We start from the raw sequence: 23910 nt of genomic DNA, 5'->3' as shown, positions 1-23910 counted from the left end.
TGGGGGGGCGAGTAGATCTCGAAGATCCCCCCCCCCCCGGGGAAAACGGGGGGGGAGGAAACACCCCCCCCCCCCCCCCCAGCCAAACCCCCCCCCCCCCCCCCCCCCCCCCCCGCGGGCGGTTCGATTCGTTTCCGATCCGGACTGAGGAGAACCTAACCCGAGTCATACTTGCCGCCCAAGGGCGGTTTTTCGCCGCACGAACGTCGCTAGATCACGGGACGATCTCGTTCGCGGGGTCGCCGGCCGGATCGGTGTGAGGAAAACCGGCAAGAGAATCGCCCCCCGGTGATTGGTGACTTCGTGGCCGGGGAAAGGGAGTCGGATGCCGCCCCCTCCCCACCCGCACGACGGGTGGTGCGGCGAGCCGCCGTGTCCGCGCGGCGGGCGGCGTCCGGCCGTGACCGCGCCCGCGGCCGGGCCGGGCACCCCCGATCGGGGGTGGTGGCCGACCGGGGCGGGCATGGATCATGGGGTGCTGCCCGGCCGGCGCCGGAGGCCTTCCGGGCGTGGCCGTCCGTCCCCCGTACCGCGCCCACCCAGGAGCCAAACGTGTCGATCCCGCCGATCCCGCGCAGCTACGCCTGCGGCACCTCGGACGTCCCGCTGCTCGGCGACACCATCGGGGAGAACCTCGACCGCGCGGTGCGCGCCCACCCCGAGCGTGACGCCCTGGTCGACCGGGCCACCGCCCGCCGCTGGACGTACGCCGAACTCGCCGCCGACGTGGACGCCCTGGCCCTGGGTCTGCTGGACCTCGGGATCGCCAAGGGCGACCGGGTCGGCATCTGGGCCCCCAACTGCGCCGAATGGACGCTCACCCAGTACGCCACCGCCAAGCTCGGCGCGATCCTGGTCACCGTCAACCCGGCCTACCGCGCCCACGAGCTGGAGTACGTGCTGAACCAGGCCGGCATCCGGCTGCTGGTCGCCGCCGAGAGCTTCAAGACCTCCGACTACGCCGGGATGATCGGCGAAGTCCGGCCACGCTGCCCCGAGTTGGAGAGCGTCCTGCTGCTCGGCAGCCCCGCCTGGGACGCGGTGATCGCCGCCGGCCGACGGGCCGACGCCGCCCTGCTCGCCGAATTCGACGAACGCCGGGCCGAGTTGGCGCCGGACGACCCGATCAACATCCAGTACACCTCCGGGACGACGGGCTTCCCCAAGGGGGCGACGCTCTCGCACCACAACATCCTCAACAACGGTTATTTCGTCGGCGAGTTGCTCGACTACAGCGAGCAGGACCGGATCTGCATCCCGGTGCCCTTCTACCACTGCTTCGGCATGGTGATGGGAAACCTGGCGGCCACCTCGCACGGCGCCTGCATGGTCATTCCGGCCCCCTCCTTCGAACCCGGCGCCACCCTGGCCGCCGTCGCCGCCGAGCGCTGCACCTCGCTGTACGGCGTGCCGACCATGTTCATCGCCGAACTGGCCGACCCCGCCTTCGACAGCTACGACCTCAGCACCCTGCGCACCGGCATCATGGCCGGCTCGCCCTGTCCCAGCGAGGTGATGAAGGAGGTCATCGGACGGATGGGCATGACCCAGGTGTCCATCTGCTACGGCATGACCGAGACCTCGCCGGTCTCCACCCAGACCCGGGTCGACGACCCGGTCGAGCGGCGGGTCGCCACGGTCGGCCGGGTCGGACCCCACCTGGAGGTCAAGGTGGTCGACCCGGCCACCGGCCGTACCGTCCCGCGCGGCGAGCCCGGCGAACTGTGCACCCGCGGCTACTCCGTCATGCTCGGCTACTGGGGCGAGCCCGAGCGCACCGCCGAGGCCGTCGACGCCGCCCGCTGGATGCACACCGGGGACCTCGCCGTGATGGACGAGTCCGGCTACCTCGCCATCACCGGGCGGATCAAGGACATGGTGATCCGCGGCGGCGAGAACCTCTACCCGCGCGAGATCGAGGAGTTCCTCTACACCCACCCGGACATCCTCGACGTCCAGGTCATCGGCGTTCCCGACGCCAAGTACGGCGAGGAGCTGATGGCCTGGGTCCGGATGCGGGACGGCGCCGAGCCGCTCACCGCCGAGGCCCTCCGTGCGTACTGCGCCGGGCGGCTGGCCCACTTCAAGATCCCGCGCTACGTACACGTGGTCGACGAGTTCCCGATGACGGTCACCGGGAAGATCCGCAAGGTCGAGATGCGGGCCGAGGCCCAGCGGATCCTGGGGCTGTAGTCCCCGTTTCCGGTCTCCGCCCGGGCGAGTCCGGAGAGCGTGGGGGCCCGGGCGGCGGGAGAGTGTGATCATGCTCCTCGACGTCACAGTGGAACGCCTGATCCCCCTCCCGCCCGCCACGGTCGCCGCGTACGCGATGGACTGGCGCCACGACTCCGAGTGGACCCAGGGCATCCGCACCGCCACCCTCACCCGGGAGGCCGACGACGGCGGCTTCGGCGTGGGTGCCGAGGTCACCAGGACCGCGCGCTTCCTGGGCCGGTCCTTCACGTACGTGCTGCGCGTGGCGCGCCACGACCCGCCGACGGTGCTCGACCTGGTCTCCGTCGCCGGGCCGGTGCCCATGCGGGTCACCTACACCTTCCAGCCCACCCAGGCCGGCACCTTCGCCCGCATCCGCGTCCGGGGCGGCCCCCGGCTGGTCGCCCCGCTGATGTCCCGCCAGGTGCGCGGCGCGCTGGCGGCGGACCTGCGCACCCTGGAGGACCGGCTCACGGCCTGACCCCCGGCAGGGCGGGGCGGCGCGACCTCGGCTTCCGGGCCCCGCCCCGGCCCCCGTCGTGCCCCCGCCCTGACCTCGGCTTCCGGGCTCCGCCCCCGCCGTGCCCTCCTCACCCTGACCTCGGCTTCCGGGCCCCGCCCCGGCCCGCACCTGCCGTTCCCCTCCCTCCGGTAGGGTGCGCCGACACCACAGCAGGATCGGGAGAGGACAGGGCATGAGTTCGTCGCCGACAGCGGCCGGGCCGGAGGAGCTGCGGCGGCACCTGGGAGTGTTCGACGCCGTGGTGATCGGGCTGGGCTCGATGATCGGCGCCGGTGTCTTCGCCGCCCTCGCGCCCGCCGCCGGTGCCGCCGGGTCCGGGCTGCTGATCGGCCTGGCGCTGGCCGGCGTGGTGGCGTACTGCAACGCGACGTCCTCGGCCCGGCTGGCCGCCCGCTACCCGCAGTCCGGCGGCACCTACGTCTACGGCCGTGAGCGGCTCGGCCCCTTCTGGGGGTACCTGGCCGGCTGGGGCTTCGTCGTCGGCAAGACCGCCTCCTGCGCGGCCATGGCGCTCACCGTCGGCTCCTACGTCTGGCCCGAGCGGGCGCACGCCGTCGCGGTCGCGGCCGTGGTGGCGCTGACCGCCGTCAACTACGTCGGCGTGCAGAAGGCCGCCTGGCTGACCAGGGCGATCGTCGCCGTCGTCCTCGCGGTGCTCGCCGCCGTGGTCACCGCCTGCCTGACCAGCGGCGACGCCGACACCGGACACTGGGCCGTCGGCACGGACGCCGGCTTCCCCGGCATCCTCCAGGCCGCCGGCCTGCTGTTCTTCGCCTTCGCCGGGTACGCCCGGATCGCCACCCTCGGCGAGGAGGTCCGCGACCCTCGGCGCACCATCCCCCGCGCCATCCCGCTCGCCCTGGGGATCACCCTCGTCGTCTACGCCGCCGTCGCCCTCGCCGTCCTGGCCGTCCTCGGTCCGGACCGCCTCGCCCACACCACCGCGCCCCTGGCCGACGCCGTCCGGGCCGCCGGCGCACCGGGGCTCGCTCCGGTGGTCCGGGCCGGGGCCGCGGTCGCCGCCCTCGGCTCGCTGCTCGCCCTGATCCTCGGCGTCTCCCGCACCACCCTGGCGATGGCCCGGGACCACCACCTGCCCCACCCCCTGGCCGCCGTCCACCCCCGCTTCGGCGTCCCGCACCGCGCCGAGCTGGCCGTCGGCGCGGTGGTCGCCCTCGCCGCCGCCTTCGCCGACGTCCGCGGCGCCATCGGCTTCTCCTCCTTCGGCGTCCTCGCCTACTACGCCGTCGCCAACGCCGCCGCCTGGACCCTCACCCCCGCCGAGGGCCGCCCCCCGCGCGCCGTCCCCCTCCTCGGCACCGCCGGCTGCCTCACCCTCGCCTTCGCCCTCCCCGCCGCCTCCGTCCTCTGGGGCGCCACCGTCCTCGCCCTCGGCGCCGCCGCCTACGCCGCCCGCAACTCCCTCACCCGCCGCCCCTGAGCCCGGAACACCGACGGTCGAGACGGCCCTAAGGTGCCGTCAGCCACGCTCCGGCCAGCCGACGCATCTTCCGCAGCCCGGCCGAGGCCCCCGGCGGGCGGACCGCCAGGAACAGGTCGATCTCACGACACACACGCTCCGTGTCCTCGCGGTTTTCCGTCACCCGCGCCTTGGCGAGACGCTGTCCCAGCTCGGTGATGACGGGGTTCAGGTCGGAGCCGGTGAGATAGGCCTCAGGATCCACTGCGTTGCTCGCCGGACCCGAACCTGGCACCTCCCGTCGACGGGCCTCGGCCAGGGCTGTCTGCCAGTAGGGCAGCACGGCCAGGACGACGGCCGGCGGAGGCGCTGTCAGCACGCGCATCAGGGCCGCCGCCCGCTCCAGCGCTTCGCCGAGATCGGGCGTACTGATGCGAGCACGCCGGCGACTGAGCTCGTGCAGCAGCGAGATCAGCTCGCCCTCGGCGACAGGACCGCGCTGTTCACCGGCCCAGGCCCGGATCCGCTCGATCTCGGCCGAGTGCGCCCTGCGGGTGTCGAGCGGTAGCTGCGAATGCAGTGACTCCAGGGCCTCGGCGATCTCGATGGCGCGTGCGACGTGCCCGAGGTCCTTCGCTTGCAGGAAGTCCGTCTTCAAGCCCTGGAACTTCTTCGTCTTGTCCTCGGCCAGGGCTGCCGAGGGCCGTGCGCCCCCGTGCGGGCCTGCGCGGTCCGCGATGGCCAGGATCTGCTGTCGGTCGGATTCCGACAACGACGAGACGGACACGCCCACACGCTTCGCGAGGTGGTCCCACGTGAGTGTGTAGCCACCACGGCCGGCGGCGGCCAGCGCTTGCCGAACCTTGGCGGCCATCGCTTCGAGGTCCAAGGCTGCTCCGGGCCCCGACGACGACTGGCTCTGATTCGGCGCGGGGCGTGGTCGGACCGGTGGGGTCGGGCCGATCGCGACCGCGGTGACCCTCTTCCTCGGCGGCCGGGTGGTGAAGGGGGTGGTTATCCCGCTCTTGGTGGCCCGGCAGTGGGAGAGGTCCGCCCAGTCGACCTCGGTGCTGGAGTACTGGGTGCCGACCTGTATCGCGCGGGCCGTCCCCACGGTCTCGAACTTGATCCGCAGTGCGTATCCGCGTCGGTCCATGTCCTCGAAGGCGGCGGCCGAGGCCGCCGTTCCGAACAGCCATTCCACCTGGTCCGCGCTGGATGAGAGCTCCTCGCAGATCGACCGCCACGAGTTCACGCTGATGCCTCCCAGCTGAACTCTGACCAGATGTTTCGTCCCCTCGCTGGAGAACTCCACCGCGCTGTCCCTGCTGCCCGGCTTCCCTCTGAGCGACGCGGAAACGGGAATGCCCTCGGCCTTGAGCCACGAGGCCAGGTCCCGCTTGGCGTAGAGATGATCGGCGCTGCCGACGCCGGCGTGGCGGCGCTGGCAGCTGTTGGGAATCCCGTTCGGGTCGGGGAAATGGGCGAAGTGGCACACCCGGTCCAGATAGCGTTTGCCGGCCAACTGCTTTCCGCAGCCGCCGAGTTCCACTCCGCACCAGAAGCTGTCGGTCCGGTGCGATCGGCGAAACCGGTCGAAGTCGTCGTAGTCGGGCGGAAGGATGATCGGGGTGTCCGACCCTGGATGGCCGAGCACGGCTGTCTGCACGCTCCGGCCGTCGGCAGTACCGCTGATAGCAGCCCCCTTACCCCCGGTCTTCTCATGCAGGACCCGTCGGCCGCGATCGCTACGAGTCATCAGCCTTCCAGAGCACGGCCCGTAGCTCAAGGCCTGTGCCGCACCGCGACCACGGTGCGGACGCCCCGAGTCCGGAAACACCGACGGCCGGCGAGGGCTGTCGCCCGTCGCCGGCCGTCGAGGTCCGGGGCGGCTCAGTACCGCGCGCCCCACTCCTGGTCGGTGGAGACGACCTCGCGGCCGAGCGGCATCAGCGAGATCGGGATCATCTTGAGGTTGGCCCAGCCGAACGGGATGCCGATGACCGACAGGAACAGCGGGATGCTGGTCAGCAGGTGACCGATCGCCAGCCACCAGCCGGCGAAGATCAGCCAGATGACGTTGCCGACGCAGGACGCGGCTCCGGCGTCCGGCCGCTCGACGGTGGTCCGCCCGAACGGCCACAGGATGAAGCCGGCGATCCTGAATGAGGCGATGCCGAACGGAATGGTAATCACGAGCAGGCAGCAGATAATTCCGGCGAGCACGTAGGCAAGAGCCATCCAAATGCCGCAGAAAACCAACCAGATGACATTGAGGATGAACTTCACTGCGCTCATTCTTGGTACCTTCTCGTGACTGATGGGCTTGCGATACGACCTTGCCATGCCCGTCGGCGAGCGGGTCTACGCCCCTAGGGGACGCTCCTCAGGGACCTGTCCGGGTCGCCCTCTCGGTCGGGGAACGGGTCCCATCGAGACGCGGGGCGCCGTGACGGAGGGGCGAGGGTGTCTCGTGGCCGGACATGACGGCCCGACGGCGTGGCCAGCGTAGCTGGCGGTGAGAGGGCGGTGCCTCGGGAACCACGCTTTGGAATCGGCCGAGTGCGGACGGTGTTCAATGGATTCGGCACCGTGCCGAGACGGAAGGACACCCTCACGTGGGACGAAGGAAGCCGGGCAAGCCGCGCCGCGAGCGCGCGCCGATCGCGTACACCCTGCACCAGCTCCGGCCGCCCGGCTATGACGAGTGGATCACCCCCGCCGCCGGCGCCGGTCCCGAGCGGGGCGTCGGCGCCCCCGGGCTCAGCCTCCAGGCCGTCGACCTCGCGCGGCGGCTGGCCCGGCTGCGCCCCGCTTACGGGCCGAGGATCCCGTTGCAGGCGGCGTGGCTGGACATGGCCCTGGACCGCGGCGTCCTGCGGCTGCGCCGTCCGGATGGCGGGGTCGTGACCGTGCCCGCCGGCGAACTCGCGGGGATGCTCGGCGGTGCGGGCGAGGTGGCGGACGTGCGGAACGCGGTGCACGAGCTCCACGCCGCCGGCACGCTCCTGGTCGAGCCGGACGGCGACGAGGACACCGTGCTGCGGGTCGTCGTCGGCAAGCCCGCGAAGCCCGGCGATCCATGGCTGCTCGGCGGCGAGATCGCCGGCGACCTGGAGTCCAGGACCCGCGTCCCCGGGGACTCGCGGACCGTGGTCCACGAGGAGTGAGCCGCGCTCGCCGACCTCCGCTCCCACCTCGCGCCGGGCGGCGTCGGCACCGCCGAGGAGTGCGCCGCGTTCGACGGCGTCGGATCCCCCGAGCGCGCCCAGGAGTTCTTCGAGGCCGTCGCGGACCTGGTCGACGTGCACGGCTGCTCCAAGGATGTCCGGCCGCCCACCTCGGCGCGCGCGACCTCGACGCCGACGGCACCCCGGCAGCGTGAGGCCGGGATGGGCCAGGCCCCGCCCGGGCCCCCACCCTCGCTCGCCACCCCGGCGGACACCGGAACCTGGGCGCGTCAGAGGCCGGGACGGTCGGTGACGGTCATCGTCACGGGGGTGGGGCCGAGGGCGGCCCCCACCCCGGCGTGCGAGCCCCGCCGAGCGCCCCCCGAGGCGGTCGCGCCACCGCCCTGGGCGGCCACCGGCACGGCGAGCGCCCGCGGTCCGTGCCGGGTTCACCCGTGGGCAAGCGCCCACCCCGCCACGGACGCCCCGGCCCGCCTCTGCCGCAAGCCGCCGGTGCCCGCCGCCGACTCCGCCCGGGGCTTGCCGTGCTGCTCCCCGGCCCCGGCCGGGCCGCACACGTCGGCCCGTCTCTCCACCCGCTTGACGGGGACAAGTGTGAGTGGTTGAGTACTCACATGAAGAGCGAACGACCCCGCCGACTGTCCACCGCCGAAGACCGCCGCGAGACGGTGCTGCGCACCGCGATCGGCGCCTTCGCCGCCCGGGGCTACTGGGGTACCACCACGACCGAGGTGGCCAAGGCGGCGGGGATCTCCCAGGCGTACGTGTACCGGCTGTTCCCCAGCAAGGAACTGCTGTTCACGGCGGTCGTCGAGCACTGCTTCGTGCAGGTGCGCGCCAGCCTGGAGCGGGCGGCGGCCGACGCGGACGGCAGTTCGGCGGAGGTGGTCCTGAAGGCCATGGGTGACGCCTACGCCAGGCTGATCAGCGACAACGACCTGATGCTGATCCAGCTGCACGCGCAGGCGGCGGCCGTCTCCGAGCCGGCCGTGCGCGAGGCGGTCCGGCAGGGGTACGCCCGGCTGGTGGAGTACGTGCGCGGCGCCTCGGGCGGTTCCGAGGCCCAGGTGCAGGAGTTCTTCGCCGTGGGGATGCTGTGCCACCTCATCGTCTCCATGGGCGCCGACGAGGTGGACGCCCCTTGGACGCGGACGCTGACGGCGGGCGTCAGGCACTACTGACGCCCGGCTCCACGGCCGGGCGCGAGGGCCGGGCGTGGAGCCGAGCGCGCGGGCCGGACGTCAGGCGGGCCCGGGCGCAAGGGCGTGACGGCGGGGTTTCGACCCCGCCTTTCTTCGGGCATCGCATGTGAGTGGTTGACCACACATTGAGGAGGGGTCGTGCGGACCGCACAGTTCGTTCGAAGCCGGGGAGCGGCGCTCGCCGCTCTGGCCGGGGCGCAGTTCACCGTCATGCTCGCCACGTCGATCGTGAACGTGGCGCTGCCGCAGATCCGCTCGGGAGTGGGGCTGTCGGACGGCGGCACCACGTGGGTGGTCAACGCCTACGCCCTCGCGTTCGGCGCCCTGCTGCTGGCCGGCGGCAGAGCGGCCGACCTGCTGGGCAGACGCACCGTCCTGCTCGCGGGGCTCGCCGTGTTCGGCGCCTCCTCGCTGGCGGCGGGGCTGGCCTCCTCGCCGGCCGTGCTGATCGGGGCCCGGGCCGTGCAGGGGCTGGGCGCCGCGGCCGTCGCCCCGGCCGCGCTGGCCCTGGTGATGGACCTGTTCCCGCCCGGGCCGGGCAGGGGGCGGGCGCTGGGGGTCTGGGGCGCGGTCTCGGGGGCGGGCGGCGCGGCCGGCGTCCTGCTGGGCGGGGTGCTCACCCAGGCGTGGGGCTGGGCCTGGATCTTCCACACCGTCTCGATCGGCGCGTTCGCGGTCCTGGCCGCTGCCGCCGCCACCACGCCCCGGGCGCGGGCGACCACCGGCGGGCGGTTCGATCTGCCCGGCACCGCGGCGGTGAGCCTCGCGCTGACCGCGCTGGTCTGGGGCCTGACCACGGCCCGCCGCTCCGGCTGGAGCGACCGGCAGGTCCTCGCGGCGTTCGTCCTGGCCGCCGTGCTGCTGGCCGTGTTCGTCCTGGTGTTACGCCGCCACCCGAACCCGCTGGTGCCGCCGCGCCTGCTGCGGACCGGTCGCGTCGCGGCCGGCAACCTGCTGATGGCGCTGCTGGGGTCGGTCTGGATCGCCCTGTTCTTCTTCCTGCCGCTGTACCAGCAGCAGGTCCTCGGTTCCAGCCCGCTGGTCACCGGCATGGGTCAACTCCCGCTCGCCGGCGCCAACATGCTCGGCTCGACCCTCGCTCCCCGGATCTCCCGCCGCATCGGCGCCACCGCGACGGTGACCGCCGCGCTGCTGACGGAGGCCGCCGGACTGCTCTGGCTGTCCCGGATCGGGGCCCACGGCAGCTACGCGGCCGAGGTCCTCGGCCCCAGCCTGCTGATCGGCCTCGGGCTGAGCGTCGCCTTCGTCCAGCTGACGGCCCTGTCCGTCGAGGGCGTCCCGGCCGGGGACGCCGGACTGGCCGGAGGTCTGGTCAACACCACCCGCCAGGTCGGCGGCGCGGTCGGACTCGCGGTCCTGGCCACCCTCGCCGGCACGACCACCGCCCACGCCGCGCACCAGCCCCACCTGGAGGCCCTGACCGCCGGCTACCGCACCGCCTTCGCCGTCTCCGCGGCCGTCCTCGCCGCCACCGCGGCACTCGCCCTGCTGCTGACCCGCCGCCCCTCCGCCGCTCCGTCCGGTGGCGACGACGCCGGGACGCGGCACGCCGTACGGGTCGCCGCCCACCGCTGACCACGCACGCCAAGTCACTGACAGATCATCAATCCCTGAGGAGTGCAACCGTGTTCACCATCGACGAATCCGCACCCGTCATCGTCCGCCTGTCCGCCGTGATCGACGCCCCGCTGGAGCGCGTCTGGGCCCTGCACGCCGACATCGACGCCTGGGCGACCTGGAACGCCGACGTCGACCGGGCCCGGCTCGACGGCCCGCTCCTGCCCGGCAACTCCTTCCGCTGGCACACCCACGGCCTGGACATCACCTCCACGATCCGCGAGATCGTCCCCGGCGAGCGCCTGGTCTGGGGCGGCCCGGCCAACGGCATCGACGGAATCCACGTCTGGACCTTCCGGGAGACCGAAGACGGCCGGGTGGCCGTGCACACCGAGGAGTCCTGGGCCGGTGCCGCCGTCGAGGCGGCGGCCGAGCAGCTCGGCCCGGCCCTGGAGCAGTCCCTGACCACCTGGCTCGCCTCCCTCAAGTCCCGCGCCGAACAGAACGCCTGACCTCCCCCTCCCCGTCCCACCGAACAGAAGCGAGATTCCTGCCATGACCGCCGCCAAGCCCTACCTGATCGGCCACTACACCCCCGCCCCGGACGAGACGACCGCCACCGGCCTGACCGTCGAGGGCACCCTGCCGCCCGAACTGACCGGCCGGCTGATCCGCAACAGCCACAACCCCAAGGCCGGCGTCACCCCCTCCCACTGGTTCAAGGGCAGCGGCATGGTCCACGGCATCCGGCTGCGCGACGGACGCGCCGAGTGGTACCGCAACCGCTGGGTGCGCACCCCCGCCCTCGACGGCGCCCCCTACCTGACCGAGAACGGGCCGGACCTGACCGCGAGCACCGCCGGCACCCACGTGATCGAGCACGCCGGCCGCCTGCTGGCCCTGTGCGAGGCCAACTTCCCCTTCGAGCTCACCCGTGACCTCGACACCGTCGGCGCCTACGACTTCGACGGCAAGCTGCGCAGCGCCATGACCGCCCACCCCAAGACCGATCCGGTCACCGGCGAGCTGCACTTCTTCGGCTCCTCGCCCTTCCCCCCGTACCTGGTGTACTACGTCGCCGACGCCACCGGCACGATCACCCACAGCGTCGAAGTCCCCGGTGCCGGCGCGGCGTTGAAGCACGACTTCGCGCTCACCCGCAACCACGTGGTCTTCGTCGAGGGCACCGTCACCTTCGACCCCGCCGAGCACTCCGGCATCCCGTACTCCTGGCAGGACGCCCAGCCGGCCCGGATCGGCGTCATGCCGCGCGGTGTGTACGGCGCGGCGAAGATCCGCTGGTTCCCCATCGCACCCGGCAGCATGCTGCACGCCGCCAACGCCTACGAGGACGCCACCGGACGCATCGTGCTGGAGGGCCCCACCGTCGACCGCGAGGGCTTCCAGCTGTCCTGGAACTGGTGGGTCGGCGCCCCGGGCCATGGTGCCGAGCCCAACGCCCGTTCCTACAACCGCCGTTGGACCATCGACCTGGTCACCGGAAAGGTCGACGAGCAGACGGTCGACGACCTCGCCACCGAGTTCCCCACCCTCAACGAGGACTACCTCGGCGCCGAGCACCGCTACCAGTACGCGATCTCCTTCCCCGACCGGAACGGCCTCGGCGGCTACGGAGTCGTCAAGTACGACCGCACCACCGGCGAGCGCCGCATCCGCCAGGCCGGTGACGCCCGCCTGCCCAGCGAGGCCGTCTTCGTCCCGGCGGCCGGCGCCACCCGGGAGGACGACGGCTACCTCCTCACCGTCGTCTCCGACCTCAAGCAGGACGCCTCCCAGCTCCTCGTCCTCGACGCCTCCGGCCTCGACACCATCGCCACCGTCCACCTCCCGCGCCGCGTCACCGCCGGCATCCACGGCTCCTGGATCCCCGACGCCGACGCCGACGCCGACGCCGACGCCGACGCTGACGCCGAAACCGACACCGGTACCGCCGACGCCGACCGCAGCTGAACCCGACACTTCCGGACGGACACCGCCATGCGCACACCCACCTCCGCCAAGCTCGCCGCCGCCATCGCCGCGCTCCTCCTCGCCGCCACCGGCACCGCCTCCGCCGCCGCGTCCCCCACCGTCGCCCAGCAGACCGGCGAGGTGCGGATCGACGAGAACGCGCCGGTCATCACCCGCGACGACATCCTCGTCCACGCCCCGCTGCACACCGTCTGGAAGGTCCAGACCGACGTCGAGAACTGGCCGACCTGGCAGCCCGACGTCGTCTCCGTGGCCAAGGACACCCCCGGACGCCTGCGCCCCGGCTCCCGGTTCCGCTGGAGCACCGAGGGCCTCGACATCACCTCCACCGTCCGGCAGGTCGTGCCCGGCAAGCGCCTCGCCTGGGGCGGGCCCGCCCAGGGCATCACCGCCGTCCACGTCTGGACCTTCACGCCCACCCGTGACGGCGTCCTCGTCCACACCGAGGAGTCCTGGACCGGAGAGCCCGTCACCGCCAACCAGGCCCTCCTCCAGGCGGCCCTCGACAACTCCCTCCACCACTGGCTCGGCAACCTCAAGCGTGAGGCGGAAGCCGAAGACCGGACCGGTCGCTGACCGACGGACCGCCGAGGGCCCAGGATCTGACGAATGGTCAGGTTCGGGGCCCGTCCGTCGTCCGGGCCCGGGCGGGAGCGCGGCGCCGGCGATCGCGGGCGGCGTCCGTGAGGGTGTCCTTGCGCGGCGGGGGCGTCCTCGGCGTCGGCCTGGAGCAGCAGTTGGCGACGGCGGACGGGCCCGGGGTGAGGCCGAAGCCGAGGGCAGGCCGCTCCGGTGCGGCCCTCGTGCACTGTCCGGTGACGGGCGGGTCGACGGACGCGACCAGGTGCTGCCCGGCGCCGGTACTCGTGGACCCGCTCGCCCGGCGCGAGCCGCTGGGCGCCCTGGGCGACGACCGCCGGCACCGTGCCGGGCACGGCCGGTGTCGGCGGGTGCGGCCGGTCGACCCTTCGAGATCGGGACGCCGTCGACGGCGGTGGTCCAGTCGGGCCGGGCGTGCCGGGCCGGCGGGGTGCGGAGCTCGTCCAGGGACACACGTCCGTCGCAGCACCACCGCCCGGCACCGGTCCCGACGTCGGGAGGGCGGTGCGGGCGCGGGCCGGCCCCGCCGCCTCAGGCGGCGGCGGCCAGGTCCGCGCGGCCGAACAGCAGGGCGTAGCCGCGGGGCAGGTGGGCGAGGAGGCGGTCGGTGAGGTGGTCGTCGGTGAGGGCGGCGAGGGCGGCCAGGACGGAGGAGGCGTCCCAGCGGGCGGCGGTGAGACTGGTGCCCAGGGTGTGGGCGAGGGCCTCGACGAAGGCGGGGGCGGTGACGGGACGGGGGAGGGGGATCTGGGCGGCGAAGACGGCGCGGGCCCGTTCGGGCAGGGCGGCGGCGAGGTCGCAGCGCTCGTCGCCGGAGAGCTGGGAGCCGAGGAGGGCCAGGACGCCGTGAAGGACCCGTTCGGCTTCCTCGTCGCTGGGGTAGCGGCCGAGGTTGCGGACCTGCTGGAGGAGGTGGCGGTAGCGGGTCATGACCGTGGGGCCTTCCTTCCGGAGGCTGGCCGCCGACGGGCCGGCGGCGTGGGCGGGTGGTCAGGGTCGGGTCCCTGCGATCGGGCGGCCGAACAGCAGGTCGTAGCCGGGCGGCAGTTGGAGCAGGATGCGCCCGGTGAGGTCGTCGCCGGCGGCGTCGGCCACCGTGCTGAGGACGGCGCCGATGTCCCACGGGGCCGTGGCTTCGGTGGCGCCCTCGATCCAGGCCGCGGTCGCGCGTACGAAGCGTTCCGGGCTGAGCGGCTCGGCGGCCTGCAAGGGGTTGAGCAGGATCAGGGCCATGGTCTCCGGCAGCCGGGCGGCCAGGTCGGCGCGCACGTCGCCGATCAGGTGGGCGCCGAGCAGGGCCAGGACGACCCGGGCGGCCCGCTCGGCCTCCTGCGGGGTCTCGTACTCGCCGCGTTCCTGGACCTCCTCCAGGAACGCCTCCCATCGAAGAGTCATCGCGCTTCTCCCTCCGTCCGGGGCCGGCCCGGGCGTCGCCCGCCGGCCGGTCAGGGCTCGACGGCCAGGCGCCGGTGCAGACCCGTGAGTTTGAGCAGCCGGACGACGCGGTGCCCGGCCCCGCGCAGGACCAGGCGCCTGCCGTCGCGGTCGGCCTGGTTGCGGGCCCGGACGAGGACGCCCAGGCCGGAGCAGTCCATGAACGTCACCTCCGACAGATCGAGCACCACCTCCCGGTGCGATTCGAGTGCGGCGCCCAGAGCGCTGCGCAGGGCGGGGGCGCTGTCGATGTCGATCTCGCCGTTCGCCCGCACGACGAAGGGTGCGTGGCTCTGGCCGTTCATGGCGTTTCCGCGTCGTTGTGGGCCGGACGGTCCGGTCGAGGACGGTCGGGGCGAGGACGGTCTGGGCGAGGACGGTCTGCGGTCGGGGTGTTCCGGCCGCCCCTCGGCCGGGGGGAGGGTCAGGGGCGGCGCGTGGAACGGCATCGGGGGCGCCGGTCAGGCCTGGATCTGCTTGCGGCTTCCGCTGTGGCTGATCGCGACCTTGCGGGGCTTGGCCTTCTCGGCGACGGGGATCTTCAGGGTCAGCACGCCGGCGTCGTAGTCGGCGGTGATCCCGGAGGGGTCGAGGGTGTCGGAGAGCATGACCTGGCGGGAGAAGACGCCGAGCGGGCGCTCGGACAGCTCCCACTTCACGCCCTCGCCTTCCTGGCGCGGCCGGCGCTCGGCCTTGACGGTCACCATGTTCCGCTCGACGTCGATGTCGATCGCCTCCGGATCCACCCCGGGCAGGTCGAAGCAGATGACGTACTCGTCGCCGGCCCGGTAGGCGTCCAGCGGCATCGGCGCCGGACGCGACCAGGTGCCCGAGCTGCCCAGGAACTGCTGGGTCAGGCGGTCCAGCTCGCGGAACGGGTCAGTGCGCAGCAGCATCGTGAAACACCTCCGTTGATCGATGGGTGCCAGTGCGCTTCACCTGACACCTTTCTAGCGCGTCATCCATCCGATGACAAGTTTCGATGTCGCCTATTGGGTGACGTTGCGGGCGGGAGGTTTCGCGGAGCTGCCGAGGGGGCGGGACCGGTCAGGCCGGTGACGCGCAGGGTGAGGTTGAGGCGGCCGGAGGTGAGGCCGGTGGCGGGGTCGCCGGTGCCGGGTAGGACCTTCGGGACGGCGTGGTAGGCGAGGCGGGAGGGACCGCCGAAGACCAGCAGGTCGCCGGAGGCGAGGGTGAGGTCGGTCCAGGGGCGGTTGCGGTTCCGGGTGTTGCCGAGGCGGAAGACGCAGGAGTCGCCGATGCTGAGCGAGACCACCGGGGCGAGGGACTTCTCGTCCTTGTCCTGGTGCATGCCGAGCCGGGCGTCGGCGTCGTAGAAGTTGACCAGCGCGGCGTCGGGCGCGTAGGCGGCGCCCCGCGCGGGGTCCTGGTAGGCGTCGGCGACGGCGCGGCGGCCGAGCTCGGCGAGCCAGCCGGGGAAGGGGGCGACGCGGCGGCCGTTCACGTCGTCGGCGGTGCGGGTGTAGCGGTAGGGCTGCCAGTGCCAGCCCAGGCACACCGTCCGTACGGACATGACGCCGCCGCGCGGCAGCCGGGTGTGCCGCATCGGGACGGGCGCGGTGGCCCAGGCACGGCACGCGGCGACGAGTTCGCGCTGCCGGCCGGGGGTGAGCCAGCCGGGCAGGTGGACGGCGCCCGGGGCGATCTCGCGGCGCCGGTAGCCGGCGGGCGGCGGGCCGAACAGCGGCGGTTCGGTGCTGCTCACGCGGCGCCACCGGGGGCCGGGGGAGGGAAGGACTCGGTCCAGCCGTGATCGACGCGCCAGGTGCCGCCGTCGGCGTGAGCGCCGCGCAGGCCGTCCAGGACACCGGGCCCGGCGAGCGCGACGGCGGCCGGTTCGGCGAGGGAGGCGAAGCCGAACGTGCGCTCCGGGCGCCAGGGGGTGCTGTGGGCGAGGCGGCGGGCGAGCTGGGCCCAGCCGAGCGGGGCGGCGGCGATGACGAGGGCGTCCGGGCCGGGGTCGGTGAGGCGGTGGGCGGGGCGCAGCCAGGAGGCGGCCCGCTCGGGCCAGTCGACGGTGGTGAGCACGGTGTGGCCGGCGGTGCGCCACGCGTCGGCGAACGCGGTGGCGGCCGCGTGGGAGGCGTCGTCGCGGCTGTGGCCGATGGAGACGCCGTGCGGCGCGCGGCGGTGGCCGGTGAGCAGGCGCAGCAGGGCGGCGAGTTCGGCGGCGGTGTGGGGAGCGGGCGCCGGCAGGGGGCCGTAGGCGGTGGCGGCCGGGTCGGGGAGCAGGGGAGAGCGGGGGGTCACGTGGTGGTCCTCCGGGTCTTCCACCGCCGGTACTCCTCGGGCAGGCAGGCGGCGCAGGGCCGGTAACCGGCCGCGATCGCGGTCGCCTCGTCGGGGAAGAAGACGCGGTGGCGCGCGTAGTGGCCGGCGGCGACGGCGCGCAGGGCGCTGGGGCAGTCGAGGCGGCCGTAGCGGCGCCCGGGGCGGTGGCCGCCGAGGGTGCCGGGGGTGGGGCTGGAGTACGGGCGGTTGTCGGGTCCGGTGAGGGTGTAGGTGCGCGGCGGGGTGCTGCCGTCGGCGGGGGCGGGTGTTCCAGCGGTGGTCACGGCGGCCGTCAGGCGTCGTGGAAGACGAGGCCGAGGGCGTGGCGGCGGCCGGTGCGGACGGTGCTGACGCCGTGGCGGACGGGTGCGGCGTAGTGGCCCCGGGCGGAGGGGACGGGGCGGTCGCGGGTGGTGAAGACCAGGCCGTGGCCCTGCGGGAGGACGGTGGCGGTGCCCCGGGACTGGGCGCGGGGGCGCTGCTCGACGAGGAGGAACTCGCCGCCGGTGTAGTCGGTGCCGTGGGTGTCGAGGCCGATGACGACCTGGAGGGGGAAGACGAGGTCGCCGAAGACGTCGCGGTGCAGGGCGTTCCAGTCTCCCGGGCCGTAGCGCAGCAGGATCTGGGAGCTCTTGTCCTGGCCGGCGGCGTGGCACGCGGCGGTCCACTCGGCGAGGGTGTCGGGCCAGGGGGCGGGGCGGTGGAGCCTGTCGGCCCAGGCGCGGGCGACGGTGAGCAGGCGGGGGTAGAGGGCCTCGCGCAGGGCGGCGACGGGGTCGGGCAGGTCGTGGGTGAAGTAGCGGTACCGGCCGGAGCCGAAGCGGTGGCGGGCCATGTCGACGGTGGTGCGGAACAGTTCGGGCCGGTCGTACAGCGCGGCGATCTCCCGGCACTGGCCGGGGTCGAGCAGCCGGGGGGTCAGGGCGCAGCCGTGGGCGTCGAGTTCGGCGGTCAGCGCGCTCCAGTCGGCGGCGCGGACGGCGTCGGCCGGAGTGGTGGCGACGATGCTGGTGGCGACGGCGTTGGTGGTGTCGATGGCGGTGGTGGTCCGGGCGGTGGTCACGGGGTGTCCTCGGGTGCGGGTCGGCGGGTCGGCGGGTCGGCGGGTCGGGCGTGGGCGTGAGCGGCTGCGTGGGCGAGGAGCCGCTGCTCGACGGTGGTGCCATGCGGCAGGGGGGCCAGGGCGCGCCAGGCCGTTCGGTGCCACGTCAGGCCGTTCGGTACGGGGCGCCGCCAAGGTGCGGGCCTCGGTACCGACCATGGTGTCCGCAGGGACCGGATGGTGCTGGCGGTATTCGGACGCCACGCCCGGGCGCCGTGCGCCGTCGGACTCCACGCCCGGGCGCCGTGCGCCGTCGTCGGGCGGGCCGCCCGGAGCTCGGTCGCCGTCGCCGGCACGGTGGTGCGTCCCTCTCGCGGTGCCGGCGGGGCCTTCGGCTCCTCGCGCTGAGATCCGCCGCGCCCGACCCGCCGCGTGCCCGTGGCGGCTCCCGGACCGGTCCGCGCGGAAGAATCCTCCGGACGGACCTCACGTTCCGCCGTCCCGGGCCGTCTACGGGGTGAGGAAGAGAAGGAACGACAGGAGGAACGACCATGGACAGCACCCGGCACACCGTCGCCGGCACCCGGCTCGGCGCCATCACCCTCGTCGCCGACGGCGACGCCGTCACCGGCCTGTACTTCCGCCACCACGTCCGCCGCCCCGACCAGCGGACCTTCGGCCCCGCCGTCGACGTGGCCGGGGACCCGCTGCTCGCCGAGGCCGCCGAACAGCTCCACGACTACCTGGACCGCCGCCGCACCGGCTTCGAGCTGCCGCTGCGCACCGACGGCGACGCCTTCCAGGAGAAGGTCCGGGCCGCACTGAGGGCCATCCCCTACGGGACCACCACCACGTACGGGCGCCTGGCCGAACGACTCGGCGACCGCACCCTCGCGCAGAAGGTCGGCCGGGCCGTCGGCGCGAACCCGCTGTGCGTCATCGTGCCCTGCCACCGCGTGGTCGGCGCCGACGGCTCCCTCACCGGCTACGCGGGCGGCCTGCGACGCAAACAGGAACTCCTCGAACTCGAAGAGCGGGCCGAGGTCGCCGCCTCGCGCCTGTTCTGACCCGCCGCCACGAGGGACGCCCGTGAAACAGCCCTTCGAGAAGATCGTCACCGCGCACGGCCCCACCGTGCTCCGCGTCTGCCGGGCCGTGCTCGGCCCGCAGGACGCCGAGGACGCCTGGTCGGAGACGTTCCTGTCCGCGCTGCGCGCCTGGCCCGACCTCCCCGACGACGCCAACGTCGAGGCCTGGCTGGTGACCATCGCCCACCGCAAGGCCGTCGACGTCCACCGCGCCGCCCGACGCCGGCCGCTGCCCGTCGACGAGCTGCCCGAGCACCCCACGACCTCCGACCACCCCGCCGACGACGGCGGCCTGTGGGCCGCGGTCCGGCTCCTGCCGCCCAAACAGCGCCAGGCCGTCGCCTACCGCTACATCGTCGGTCTGCCCCACGCCGAGATCGCGCGGATCCTCGGCGGTAGCGTCGAAGCGGCCCGCAGAGCAGCCGCCGACGGGATCAGGACCCTCAGGAAGCACTACCCGAAGAACGAGGAAGAAGGAGCAGCACCATGAGCGGCGAAGCCCTCACCGCCGTGTTCTCGACCCCCGAGGACGCCGCGATCCTGGAACGGCTGCACCGGCGCCTCGAACTCCGGGCCGACGACGCCGGCCTCATCGACGTCGCCTACGCCACCGTCGACTCCCCGCTCGGCAGCCTGCTGCTCGCCGCCACCCCCAGGGGCCTGGTCCGCGTCGCCTACGCCAGCGAGGACCACGACCGCGTCCTGGACACCCTCGGCCACAGGCTCGGCCCCCGTGTCCTGCGCGCCCCGCGCCGCCTGGACGACGCCGCCCGCGAGCTCGACGAGTACTTCGCCCGCCGCCGAAAGACCTTCGACCTGCCCCTCGACCTGTCCCTCTCCCACGGGTTCCGCCGCACCGTCCAGGAGCACCTCCCCGAGATCGCCTACGGGCAGACCCGCAGCTACCGGCAGGTCGCCGAACTCGTCGGCAACCCCAAGGCCGTCCGCGCCGTCGGCACCGCCTGCGCCACCAACCCGCTGCCCGTCGTCGTCCCCTGCCACCGCGTCCTGCGCACCGACGGCACCCTCGGCGGCTACATCGGCGGCCTCGACGCCAAGACCGCCCTGCTCGACCTCGAATCCGCCGCCTGACCGCCCCCTCGCCGCCTCCGGTGTCCAGGCCGGACGCTCCCACGGCCCCGAACGCCCGGCCCGGACACCGCCGGCGCCCGGCGCGATCCCGCGTCAGGATCGCGAGCACCGCACATCAGCCGGAACCGGCCCCAGCCGGCACACCGGGCCCCGCCGGCCCGTCCAGCCGCAGTGGGGTGGGCCCGGCTCCGGGCGAACGACCGGCCACGCAACCCCGGGGTTCTGCCCGGGTGCGTGGCCGATCGTGCTTCCGGGCCGCAGAGGAGCGAGCAACGGCGGTGCGCAGGAGGGAGGTTGGCGTGCGCCGCGTCACCGACCGCCGAACCGTGCCCGCGCGCGGCAGCGGCCGTACCCCTCGGGACGCGGCCGAGAGGGGCGAGGGGAGGCCGGTCAGGCCGCGGTGTCCAGGCGGTGGCGCTGGGCGTCGTCGAGGGTGAGGTCCAAGGCGGCGAGGCTCTCGTCCAGTTGGGCGACGGAGCTGGCGCCGATGATCGGGACGGTCGGGACGGGGTGGCCGAGCAGCCAGGCGAGGACCACCTGGTTGACGGTGGCGCCGGTCTCCTCGGCGACCTCGGCCAGGGCGGTCAGCTGGGCCTTGGCCGCCGGCCACTCGTACTGCTCCGGGAGCGGGCGGTCGGGGCGGGCGTAGGAGCCGCCGAGCAGGGGGGAGTAGGCGAGCAGGGTCATCGAGGGGCGCTGGGCGAGGTGGGAGAGGAGGGCCTCGTCGGCGTGGCGCTGGATGCCGAAGTCCGCGTCGGGCCGGGGGCGCAGGTAGCTGTGGCGCTGCTGGACGCACCGGTAGCCTGGCCAGCCGCGGTCGGTGGCGAGGTCGTTGGCCGCGGTGAGCTCGGCGGCGCTGTGGTTGCTGCACCCGAGGGCGGTGACCTTGCCGGCGGCGACCAGTTCGGCGAAGGCGCCCATGGTCTCCTCGACGGGCGTGGCCGGGTCGGTCACGTGGGCGTAGTAGAGGTCGAGGCGGTCGGTGCCGAGGCGGCGCAGGCTGCCCTCGGCCGCCTCGCGCAGGGCGCGGGCGGACAGGCCCTCGATGTGCTCGGGGAAGGGGAGACCGGGCACCGGGCGGGCGCCGGCCTTGGTGGCGAGCACCAGGTCGTCGCGGTTGCCGCGGCGGGCCAGCCAGCGGCCGAGCAGTTCCTCGCTCTCGTGGCCGTTCGCACCGGGCGCCCAGAAGGCGTAGTTGTTCGAGGTGTCGATGAACGTCCCGCCGGCTTCGGTGAAGCGGTCGAGGATCGCCGTCGCGGTCTCCTCGTCGACGGTGGTGCCGAAGGTCATCGCGCCGAGACAGAGCGCGCTGGCCGACGGCCCGTCAACGCCGAGGCCGCGGTGGTGCATCGGTCTTCCCTCCAGGGGGATCGGTGGCGTCGGCCGCTCGTGGCCTGGGCGCCGGACGCGTTGCTCGCTCGGTGCCGCCCCTCAGTCTGCCAATCGCACACTCATTCGTCGTGCGTTCACCGGAAGATCTGATGATCGAGACAGGTCCTCGGGGCAGCCGCCGGTGCACGTCGAGCCGGCGGTGGCCGTCGGCGGGCGCGTTCCGACGGTCGCGTCGCGGCCCGCCGCCCCGGGCGATGGCCGCGTGTAGCGGAGGGATACCCTGTGGGGGTACACCCCAGGTGAGGCGCTGACGGGAGGCGGAGGATGGCGCGGTTGCGGCCGTTCGGTCCGTCGGTGCCGTGGGCGCCGCGCCTGTTGCTGCTCGCCGCGCTGCTGCTGGGCATCGTGACGATGCACACGCTCGGCCATCCGAGCGGCGGGCACGAGGCCGCCGGGACGCAGGCGTCCGCGACGCACGCCTCCGCGACGCACGCCTCCGCGGCGCACCCGGCGGATGCCCACCGTCACGACCCGGCCATGGCGCCGGCGGAGGCGCTTTCCGCCGTCGGCCCCGCCGTCCCCGACGGCATGGACCCGATGACGGTCTGCCTCGCCGTCCTGGCCGGCTGGACCGTGGTGCTCCTCCTCGCCGGCCCGCTGTCGAGCCGCGGCGGTGACGCCGCCGCCCGGGTACGGGCCCGGCTGCTGCGCGCCGTTCGCGCGCTGCCCCCGCCCGGAGGCGGGCGGATACTCCTCACCCGGCTTTCGGTGCTGCGTCAGTAGGCGCGCGCCCCGCCGTCCCGTGCCCGCGCCCACTCGGGAGCGCCCGCGCGTACACCCGCGCGCCCGCTCGCGCCCCGGAGCGCCCGCGCACGGAACGGCAGACGCGACGTCCCGCACACCCACACACCGCACGAGGTGCACTCCGCCATGCGCACACCCACCCGCCGTACCGTCCTCGGCGCCGCGCTCGCCGCCGCCGGAACCGGCCTGCTCGCCGCCTGCTCCTCCGGCTCCTCCGGTTCGATGGAGGGCATGGACCACGGCTCCATGAACCACGGGCCGGCGAGCGGCACGGGCAGCCCGGCCGCCGCCCCGGCCGGTTACCTGGCCCCCGACGGCCCCGAGGTCGCCGCCGCCGAGGCCAGGCGCAACCCCGGCCCGGAGCGCAAGGTCGCGCTCACCGCCACCGAGACCACCCTCGACCTCGGCGGCCGCACCGTCCGCAGCTGGGCGTACGGCGACCGCCTGCCCGGCCAGGAGGTGCGGGCCACCGCCGGCGACACCCTCGCCGTCACCCTCGCCAACCACCTGCCGCAGCCCACCTCACTGCACTGGCACGGCCTCGCGCTGCGCAACGACATGGACGGCGTGCCGGGCCTGACCCAGGCCGACGTCAGGCCCGGCGCCTCCTTCGAGTACCGCTTCGCGCTCAGCCACCCGGGCACCTACTGGTTCCACCCCCACTCCGGCGTCCAGCAGGACCGGGGCCTGTACGCCCCGCTGGTCGTCGAGGACCCCAAGGAGCCGCTGGCCTACGACAAGGAGTGGGTCGTCGTCCTGGACGACTGGGTGGACGGCGTCGACGGCAGCACTCCCGACGCCGTGCTCGCCGAACTCGCCCGGGGCATGGGCGAGATGAGCGGCATGGGCGGGATGGACCACTCGGGCGGGATGGACCACTCGGGCGGAGCCGGCCACGACATGCCGTCGATGCCGGGCCACGCCATGTCCGGGACGCCCGGCACGGCAAGCGCTCCGGGCGCCGCCGGCCCCAGCCGGATGCTGATGGGCGCCCAGAGCCCGCTGCTGGGCGGTGACGCCGGTGACGTCGCGTACCCGTTCCACCTGGTCAACGGCAAACTCCCCGCCGCCCCCGAGACCTTCACCGCCAAGCCCGGCGACCGGATCCGCATCCGGCTGGTCAACGCGGGCGGCGACACCGCCTACCGGGTCGCCCTCGGCGGCCACGAGCTGACCGTCACCCACACCGACGGCTTCCCGGTCGAACACGCCACCACCCAGGCGCTGTTGCTCGGCATGGGCGAGCGCTACGACGTGCTGGTCACCGCCAAGGACGGCGTCTTCCCGCTGACCGCGCTCGCCGAGGGCAAGAACGCCACCGCACTGGCCGTGCTGCGCACCGGCGGCGGCGCCGTGCCCGACGCCTCGGTGCGCCCGGCCGAACTGGACGGCAGGCTGCTCACCGCCGGGCAGCTCAAGGCCGACCCGAGCGTCCGGCTGCCCGCCAAGGCGCCCGACCGCACGGTGAAGCTGGAGCTCACCGGCGGTATGGCGAAGGCGGACTGGGCCTTCAACGGCCGCAGGTACGACCCGGCGCAGCGCCACCCGGTGGCGGCGGGGGAGCGGGTGCGGCTGGAGTTCCGCAACAGCACCGCGATGTGGCACCCCGTCCACCTGCACGGCCACAGCTTCGCGCTGCCCGGCGACGGACCGCGCAAGGACACCGCGATCGTGCTCCCGGGCACCACCCTGGCCGTCGACTTCGACGCCGACAACCCGGGCCTGTGGATGGTGCACTGCCACAACGTCTACCACGCGGAGACCGGCATGATGACCGTCCTCGGCTACCGGGCCTGATCCCCGGCTCCCCCCCCCCCGAGCGAGAGTTCCGGGAATTCCACCCCGGATGAACCCCCGGACGAACCTTCGGGCGGGCCCCGGACACCCCGGGGAGGAGCCCGGACGGACCTCGGGAGAACCCGGGGCGAACGCCGGGAGGAGCCCGGGCCGCGCTGCCGGCCCGGGCTCCTCCCGTCCCCGGCACCCGGCGACCCGTACCGTGCCACCCGCGCCGACCTGCGCGGCAATGACGTTTTCTTAACGCGGGCCGATAGCGGATCCTTGACGCCCGTCGCATAGCCTGTCGCACTGCCGTCGCCCGACGGC

At 74.1% G+C, this 23910-nt stretch carries 26 protein-coding genes; 14 read left to right on the top strand and 12 right to left on the bottom strand.

Going from position 1 to position 23910, the window contains the following annotated elements; genetic code table 11:
- The first annotated feature begins 552 nt into the window (after positions 1–552).
- The 3 genes from ACZ55U_RS12380 to ACZ55U_RS12370 all read left to right on the top strand — a co-directional run bounded on the left by ACZ55U_RS12380 (position 553) and on the right by ACZ55U_RS12370 (position 4178).
- Positions 553–2193 (top strand): AMP-binding protein, encoded by a 1641-nt coding sequence (locus ACZ55U_RS12380; RefSeq protein ID WP_465525298.1) that lies wholly within the window; start codon positions 553–555, stop codon positions 2191–2193.
- A 70-nt stretch (positions 2194–2263) separates the two neighbouring features.
- Positions 2264–2695: an SRPBCC family protein gene (locus tag ACZ55U_RS12375; protein WP_465525296.1), complete on the top strand. Its 432-nt coding sequence runs from the start codon at positions 2264–2266 to the stop codon at positions 2693–2695.
- Between the two features lie 214 nt (positions 2696–2909).
- Positions 2910–4178 (top strand): APC family permease, encoded by a 1269-nt coding sequence (locus tag ACZ55U_RS12370; RefSeq protein ID WP_465525294.1) that lies wholly within the window; start codon positions 2910–2912, stop codon positions 4176–4178.
- Positions 4179–4206: 28 nt separating this feature from the next.
- Here ACZ55U_RS12370 and ACZ55U_RS12365 read toward each other — a convergent pair whose 3' ends face one another.
- Entirely contained in the window at positions 4207–5826 is a 1620-nt protein-coding gene (locus tag ACZ55U_RS12365) for a hypothetical protein (RefSeq protein WP_465525292.1), read from the bottom strand.
- A gap of 224 nt (positions 5827–6050) precedes the next feature.
- On the bottom strand, positions 6051–6455 hold the full coding sequence (locus ACZ55U_RS12360) for a YccF domain-containing protein (protein WP_465525290.1): 405 nt from the start codon (positions 6453–6455) through the stop codon (positions 6051–6053).
- A gap of 320 nt (positions 6456–6775) precedes the next feature.
- On the opposite strand from ACZ55U_RS12360, the gene ACZ55U_RS12355 reads away from it, so the two are divergent.
- From ACZ55U_RS12355 to ACZ55U_RS12330, 6 genes are all read left to right on the top strand, one after another.
- Entirely contained in the window at positions 6776–7327 is a 552-nt protein-coding gene (locus ACZ55U_RS12355) for a hypothetical protein (protein WP_465525288.1), read from the top strand.
- A gap of 635 nt (positions 7328–7962) precedes the next feature.
- Positions 7963–8529, top strand: a complete 567-nt coding sequence (locus ACZ55U_RS12350; RefSeq protein WP_465525286.1) for a TetR/AcrR family transcriptional regulator — start codon at positions 7963–7965, stop codon at positions 8527–8529.
- A 159-nt stretch (positions 8530–8688) separates the two neighbouring features.
- Positions 8689–10146, top strand: coding sequence for an MFS transporter (locus ACZ55U_RS12345; RefSeq protein WP_465525284.1), 1458 nt, complete (start codon positions 8689–8691; stop codon positions 10144–10146).
- A gap of 50 nt (positions 10147–10196) precedes the next feature.
- A complete protein-coding gene (locus tag ACZ55U_RS12340; protein WP_465525282.1) occupies positions 10197–10640 on the top strand; it encodes an SRPBCC family protein in 444 nt (147 codons plus the stop codon).
- A gap of 43 nt (positions 10641–10683) precedes the next feature.
- Positions 10684–12099 carry a carotenoid oxygenase family protein gene (locus tag ACZ55U_RS12335; protein ID WP_465525280.1) on the top strand — a complete coding sequence of 472 codons (1416 nt, stop codon included), beginning with the start codon at positions 10684–10686 and terminating at the stop codon, positions 12097–12099.
- Positions 12100–12126: 27 nt separating this feature from the next.
- Entirely contained in the window at positions 12127–12696 is a 570-nt protein-coding gene (locus ACZ55U_RS12330) for an SRPBCC family protein (protein WP_465525278.1), read from the top strand.
- 37 nt (positions 12697–12733) lie between these two features.
- On the opposite strand, the gene ACZ55U_RS12325 is transcribed toward ACZ55U_RS12330, so the two are convergent.
- From ACZ55U_RS12325 to ACZ55U_RS12285, 9 genes are all read right to left on the bottom strand, one after another.
- Positions 12734–13189, bottom strand: coding sequence for an AraC family transcriptional regulator N-terminal domain-containing protein (locus ACZ55U_RS12325; protein WP_465525547.1), 456 nt, complete (start codon positions 13187–13189; stop codon positions 12734–12736).
- Positions 13190–13251: 62 nt separating this feature from the next.
- Positions 13252–13650, bottom strand: coding sequence for a DUF2267 domain-containing protein (locus ACZ55U_RS12320; protein ID WP_465525276.1), 399 nt, complete (start codon positions 13648–13650; stop codon positions 13252–13254).
- 60 nt (positions 13651–13710) lie between these two features.
- A complete protein-coding gene (locus ACZ55U_RS12315) occupies positions 13711–14115 on the bottom strand; it encodes a DUF2267 domain-containing protein (RefSeq protein ID WP_465525274.1) in 405 nt (134 codons plus the stop codon).
- Positions 14116–14165: 50 nt separating this feature from the next.
- Positions 14166–14459 (bottom strand): STAS domain-containing protein, encoded by a 294-nt coding sequence (locus ACZ55U_RS12310; RefSeq protein ID WP_465525272.1) that lies wholly within the window; start codon positions 14457–14459, stop codon positions 14166–14168.
- A 156-nt stretch (positions 14460–14615) separates the two neighbouring features.
- Positions 14616–15050 carry an Hsp20/alpha crystallin family protein gene (locus ACZ55U_RS12305; RefSeq protein WP_465525270.1) on the bottom strand — a complete coding sequence of 145 codons (435 nt, stop codon included), beginning with the start codon at positions 15048–15050 and terminating at the stop codon, positions 14616–14618.
- A 62-nt stretch (positions 15051–15112) separates the two neighbouring features.
- On the bottom strand, positions 15113–15880 hold the full coding sequence (locus tag ACZ55U_RS12300) for an alpha-ketoglutarate-dependent dioxygenase AlkB family protein (protein ID WP_465525268.1): 768 nt from the start codon (positions 15878–15880) through the stop codon (positions 15113–15115).
- Entirely contained in the window at positions 15877–16449 is a 573-nt protein-coding gene (locus tag ACZ55U_RS12295) for a hypothetical protein (protein ID WP_465525266.1), read from the bottom strand. The genes ACZ55U_RS12300 and ACZ55U_RS12295 overlap by 4 nt, the downstream gene beginning before the upstream one ends.
- Positions 16422–16730, bottom strand: coding sequence for an Ada metal-binding domain-containing protein (locus tag ACZ55U_RS12290; protein ID WP_465525264.1), 309 nt, complete (start codon positions 16728–16730; stop codon positions 16422–16424). The genes ACZ55U_RS12295 and ACZ55U_RS12290 overlap by 28 nt, the downstream gene beginning before the upstream one ends.
- Before the next feature lie 8 nt (positions 16731–16738).
- Positions 16739–17452 carry a 2OG-Fe(II) oxygenase gene (locus ACZ55U_RS12285; RefSeq protein ID WP_465525545.1) on the bottom strand — a complete coding sequence of 238 codons (714 nt, stop codon included), beginning with the start codon at positions 17450–17452 and terminating at the stop codon, positions 16739–16741.
- Positions 17453–18039: 587 nt separating this feature from the next.
- Here ACZ55U_RS12285 and ACZ55U_RS12280 point away from each other — a divergent pair.
- From ACZ55U_RS12280 to ACZ55U_RS12270, 3 genes are read left to right on the top strand one after another with little or no spacing between them, the layout of a single operon-like run.
- Positions 18040–18555, top strand: a complete 516-nt coding sequence (locus tag ACZ55U_RS12280) for a methylated-DNA--[protein]-cysteine S-methyltransferase (protein WP_465525262.1) — start codon at positions 18040–18042, stop codon at positions 18553–18555.
- Positions 18556–18577: 22 nt separating this feature from the next.
- Entirely contained in the window at positions 18578–19066 is a 489-nt protein-coding gene (locus ACZ55U_RS12275) for an RNA polymerase sigma factor (protein ID WP_465525260.1), read from the top strand.
- On the top strand, positions 19063–19668 hold the full coding sequence (locus ACZ55U_RS12270) for a methylated-DNA--[protein]-cysteine S-methyltransferase (RefSeq protein ID WP_465525258.1): 606 nt from the start codon (positions 19063–19065) through the stop codon (positions 19666–19668). The genes ACZ55U_RS12275 and ACZ55U_RS12270 overlap by 4 nt, the downstream gene beginning before the upstream one ends.
- A gap of 390 nt (positions 19669–20058) precedes the next feature.
- On the opposite strand, the gene ACZ55U_RS12265 is transcribed toward ACZ55U_RS12270, so the two are convergent.
- Positions 20059–21018, bottom strand: coding sequence for an aldo/keto reductase (locus tag ACZ55U_RS12265; protein WP_465525256.1), 960 nt, complete (start codon positions 21016–21018; stop codon positions 20059–20061).
- Positions 21019–21324: 306 nt separating this feature from the next.
- Between ACZ55U_RS12265 and ACZ55U_RS12260 the strand changes: the two genes are divergently transcribed.
- A complete protein-coding gene (locus ACZ55U_RS12260) occupies positions 21325–21783 on the top strand; it encodes a hypothetical protein (RefSeq protein ID WP_465525254.1) in 459 nt (152 codons plus the stop codon).
- Between the two features lie 147 nt (positions 21784–21930).
- Entirely contained in the window at positions 21931–23601 is a 1671-nt protein-coding gene (locus ACZ55U_RS12255) for a multicopper oxidase family protein (RefSeq protein ID WP_465525252.1), read from the top strand.
- The last annotated feature ends 309 nt before the right edge of the window (positions 23602–23910 follow it).

This window comes from Kitasatospora sp. NPDC034533, from assembly GCF_055575155.1.
Note: the sequence above shows the minus strand (reverse complement) of the source record. Positions and strands in the feature narration are given on the sequence as shown.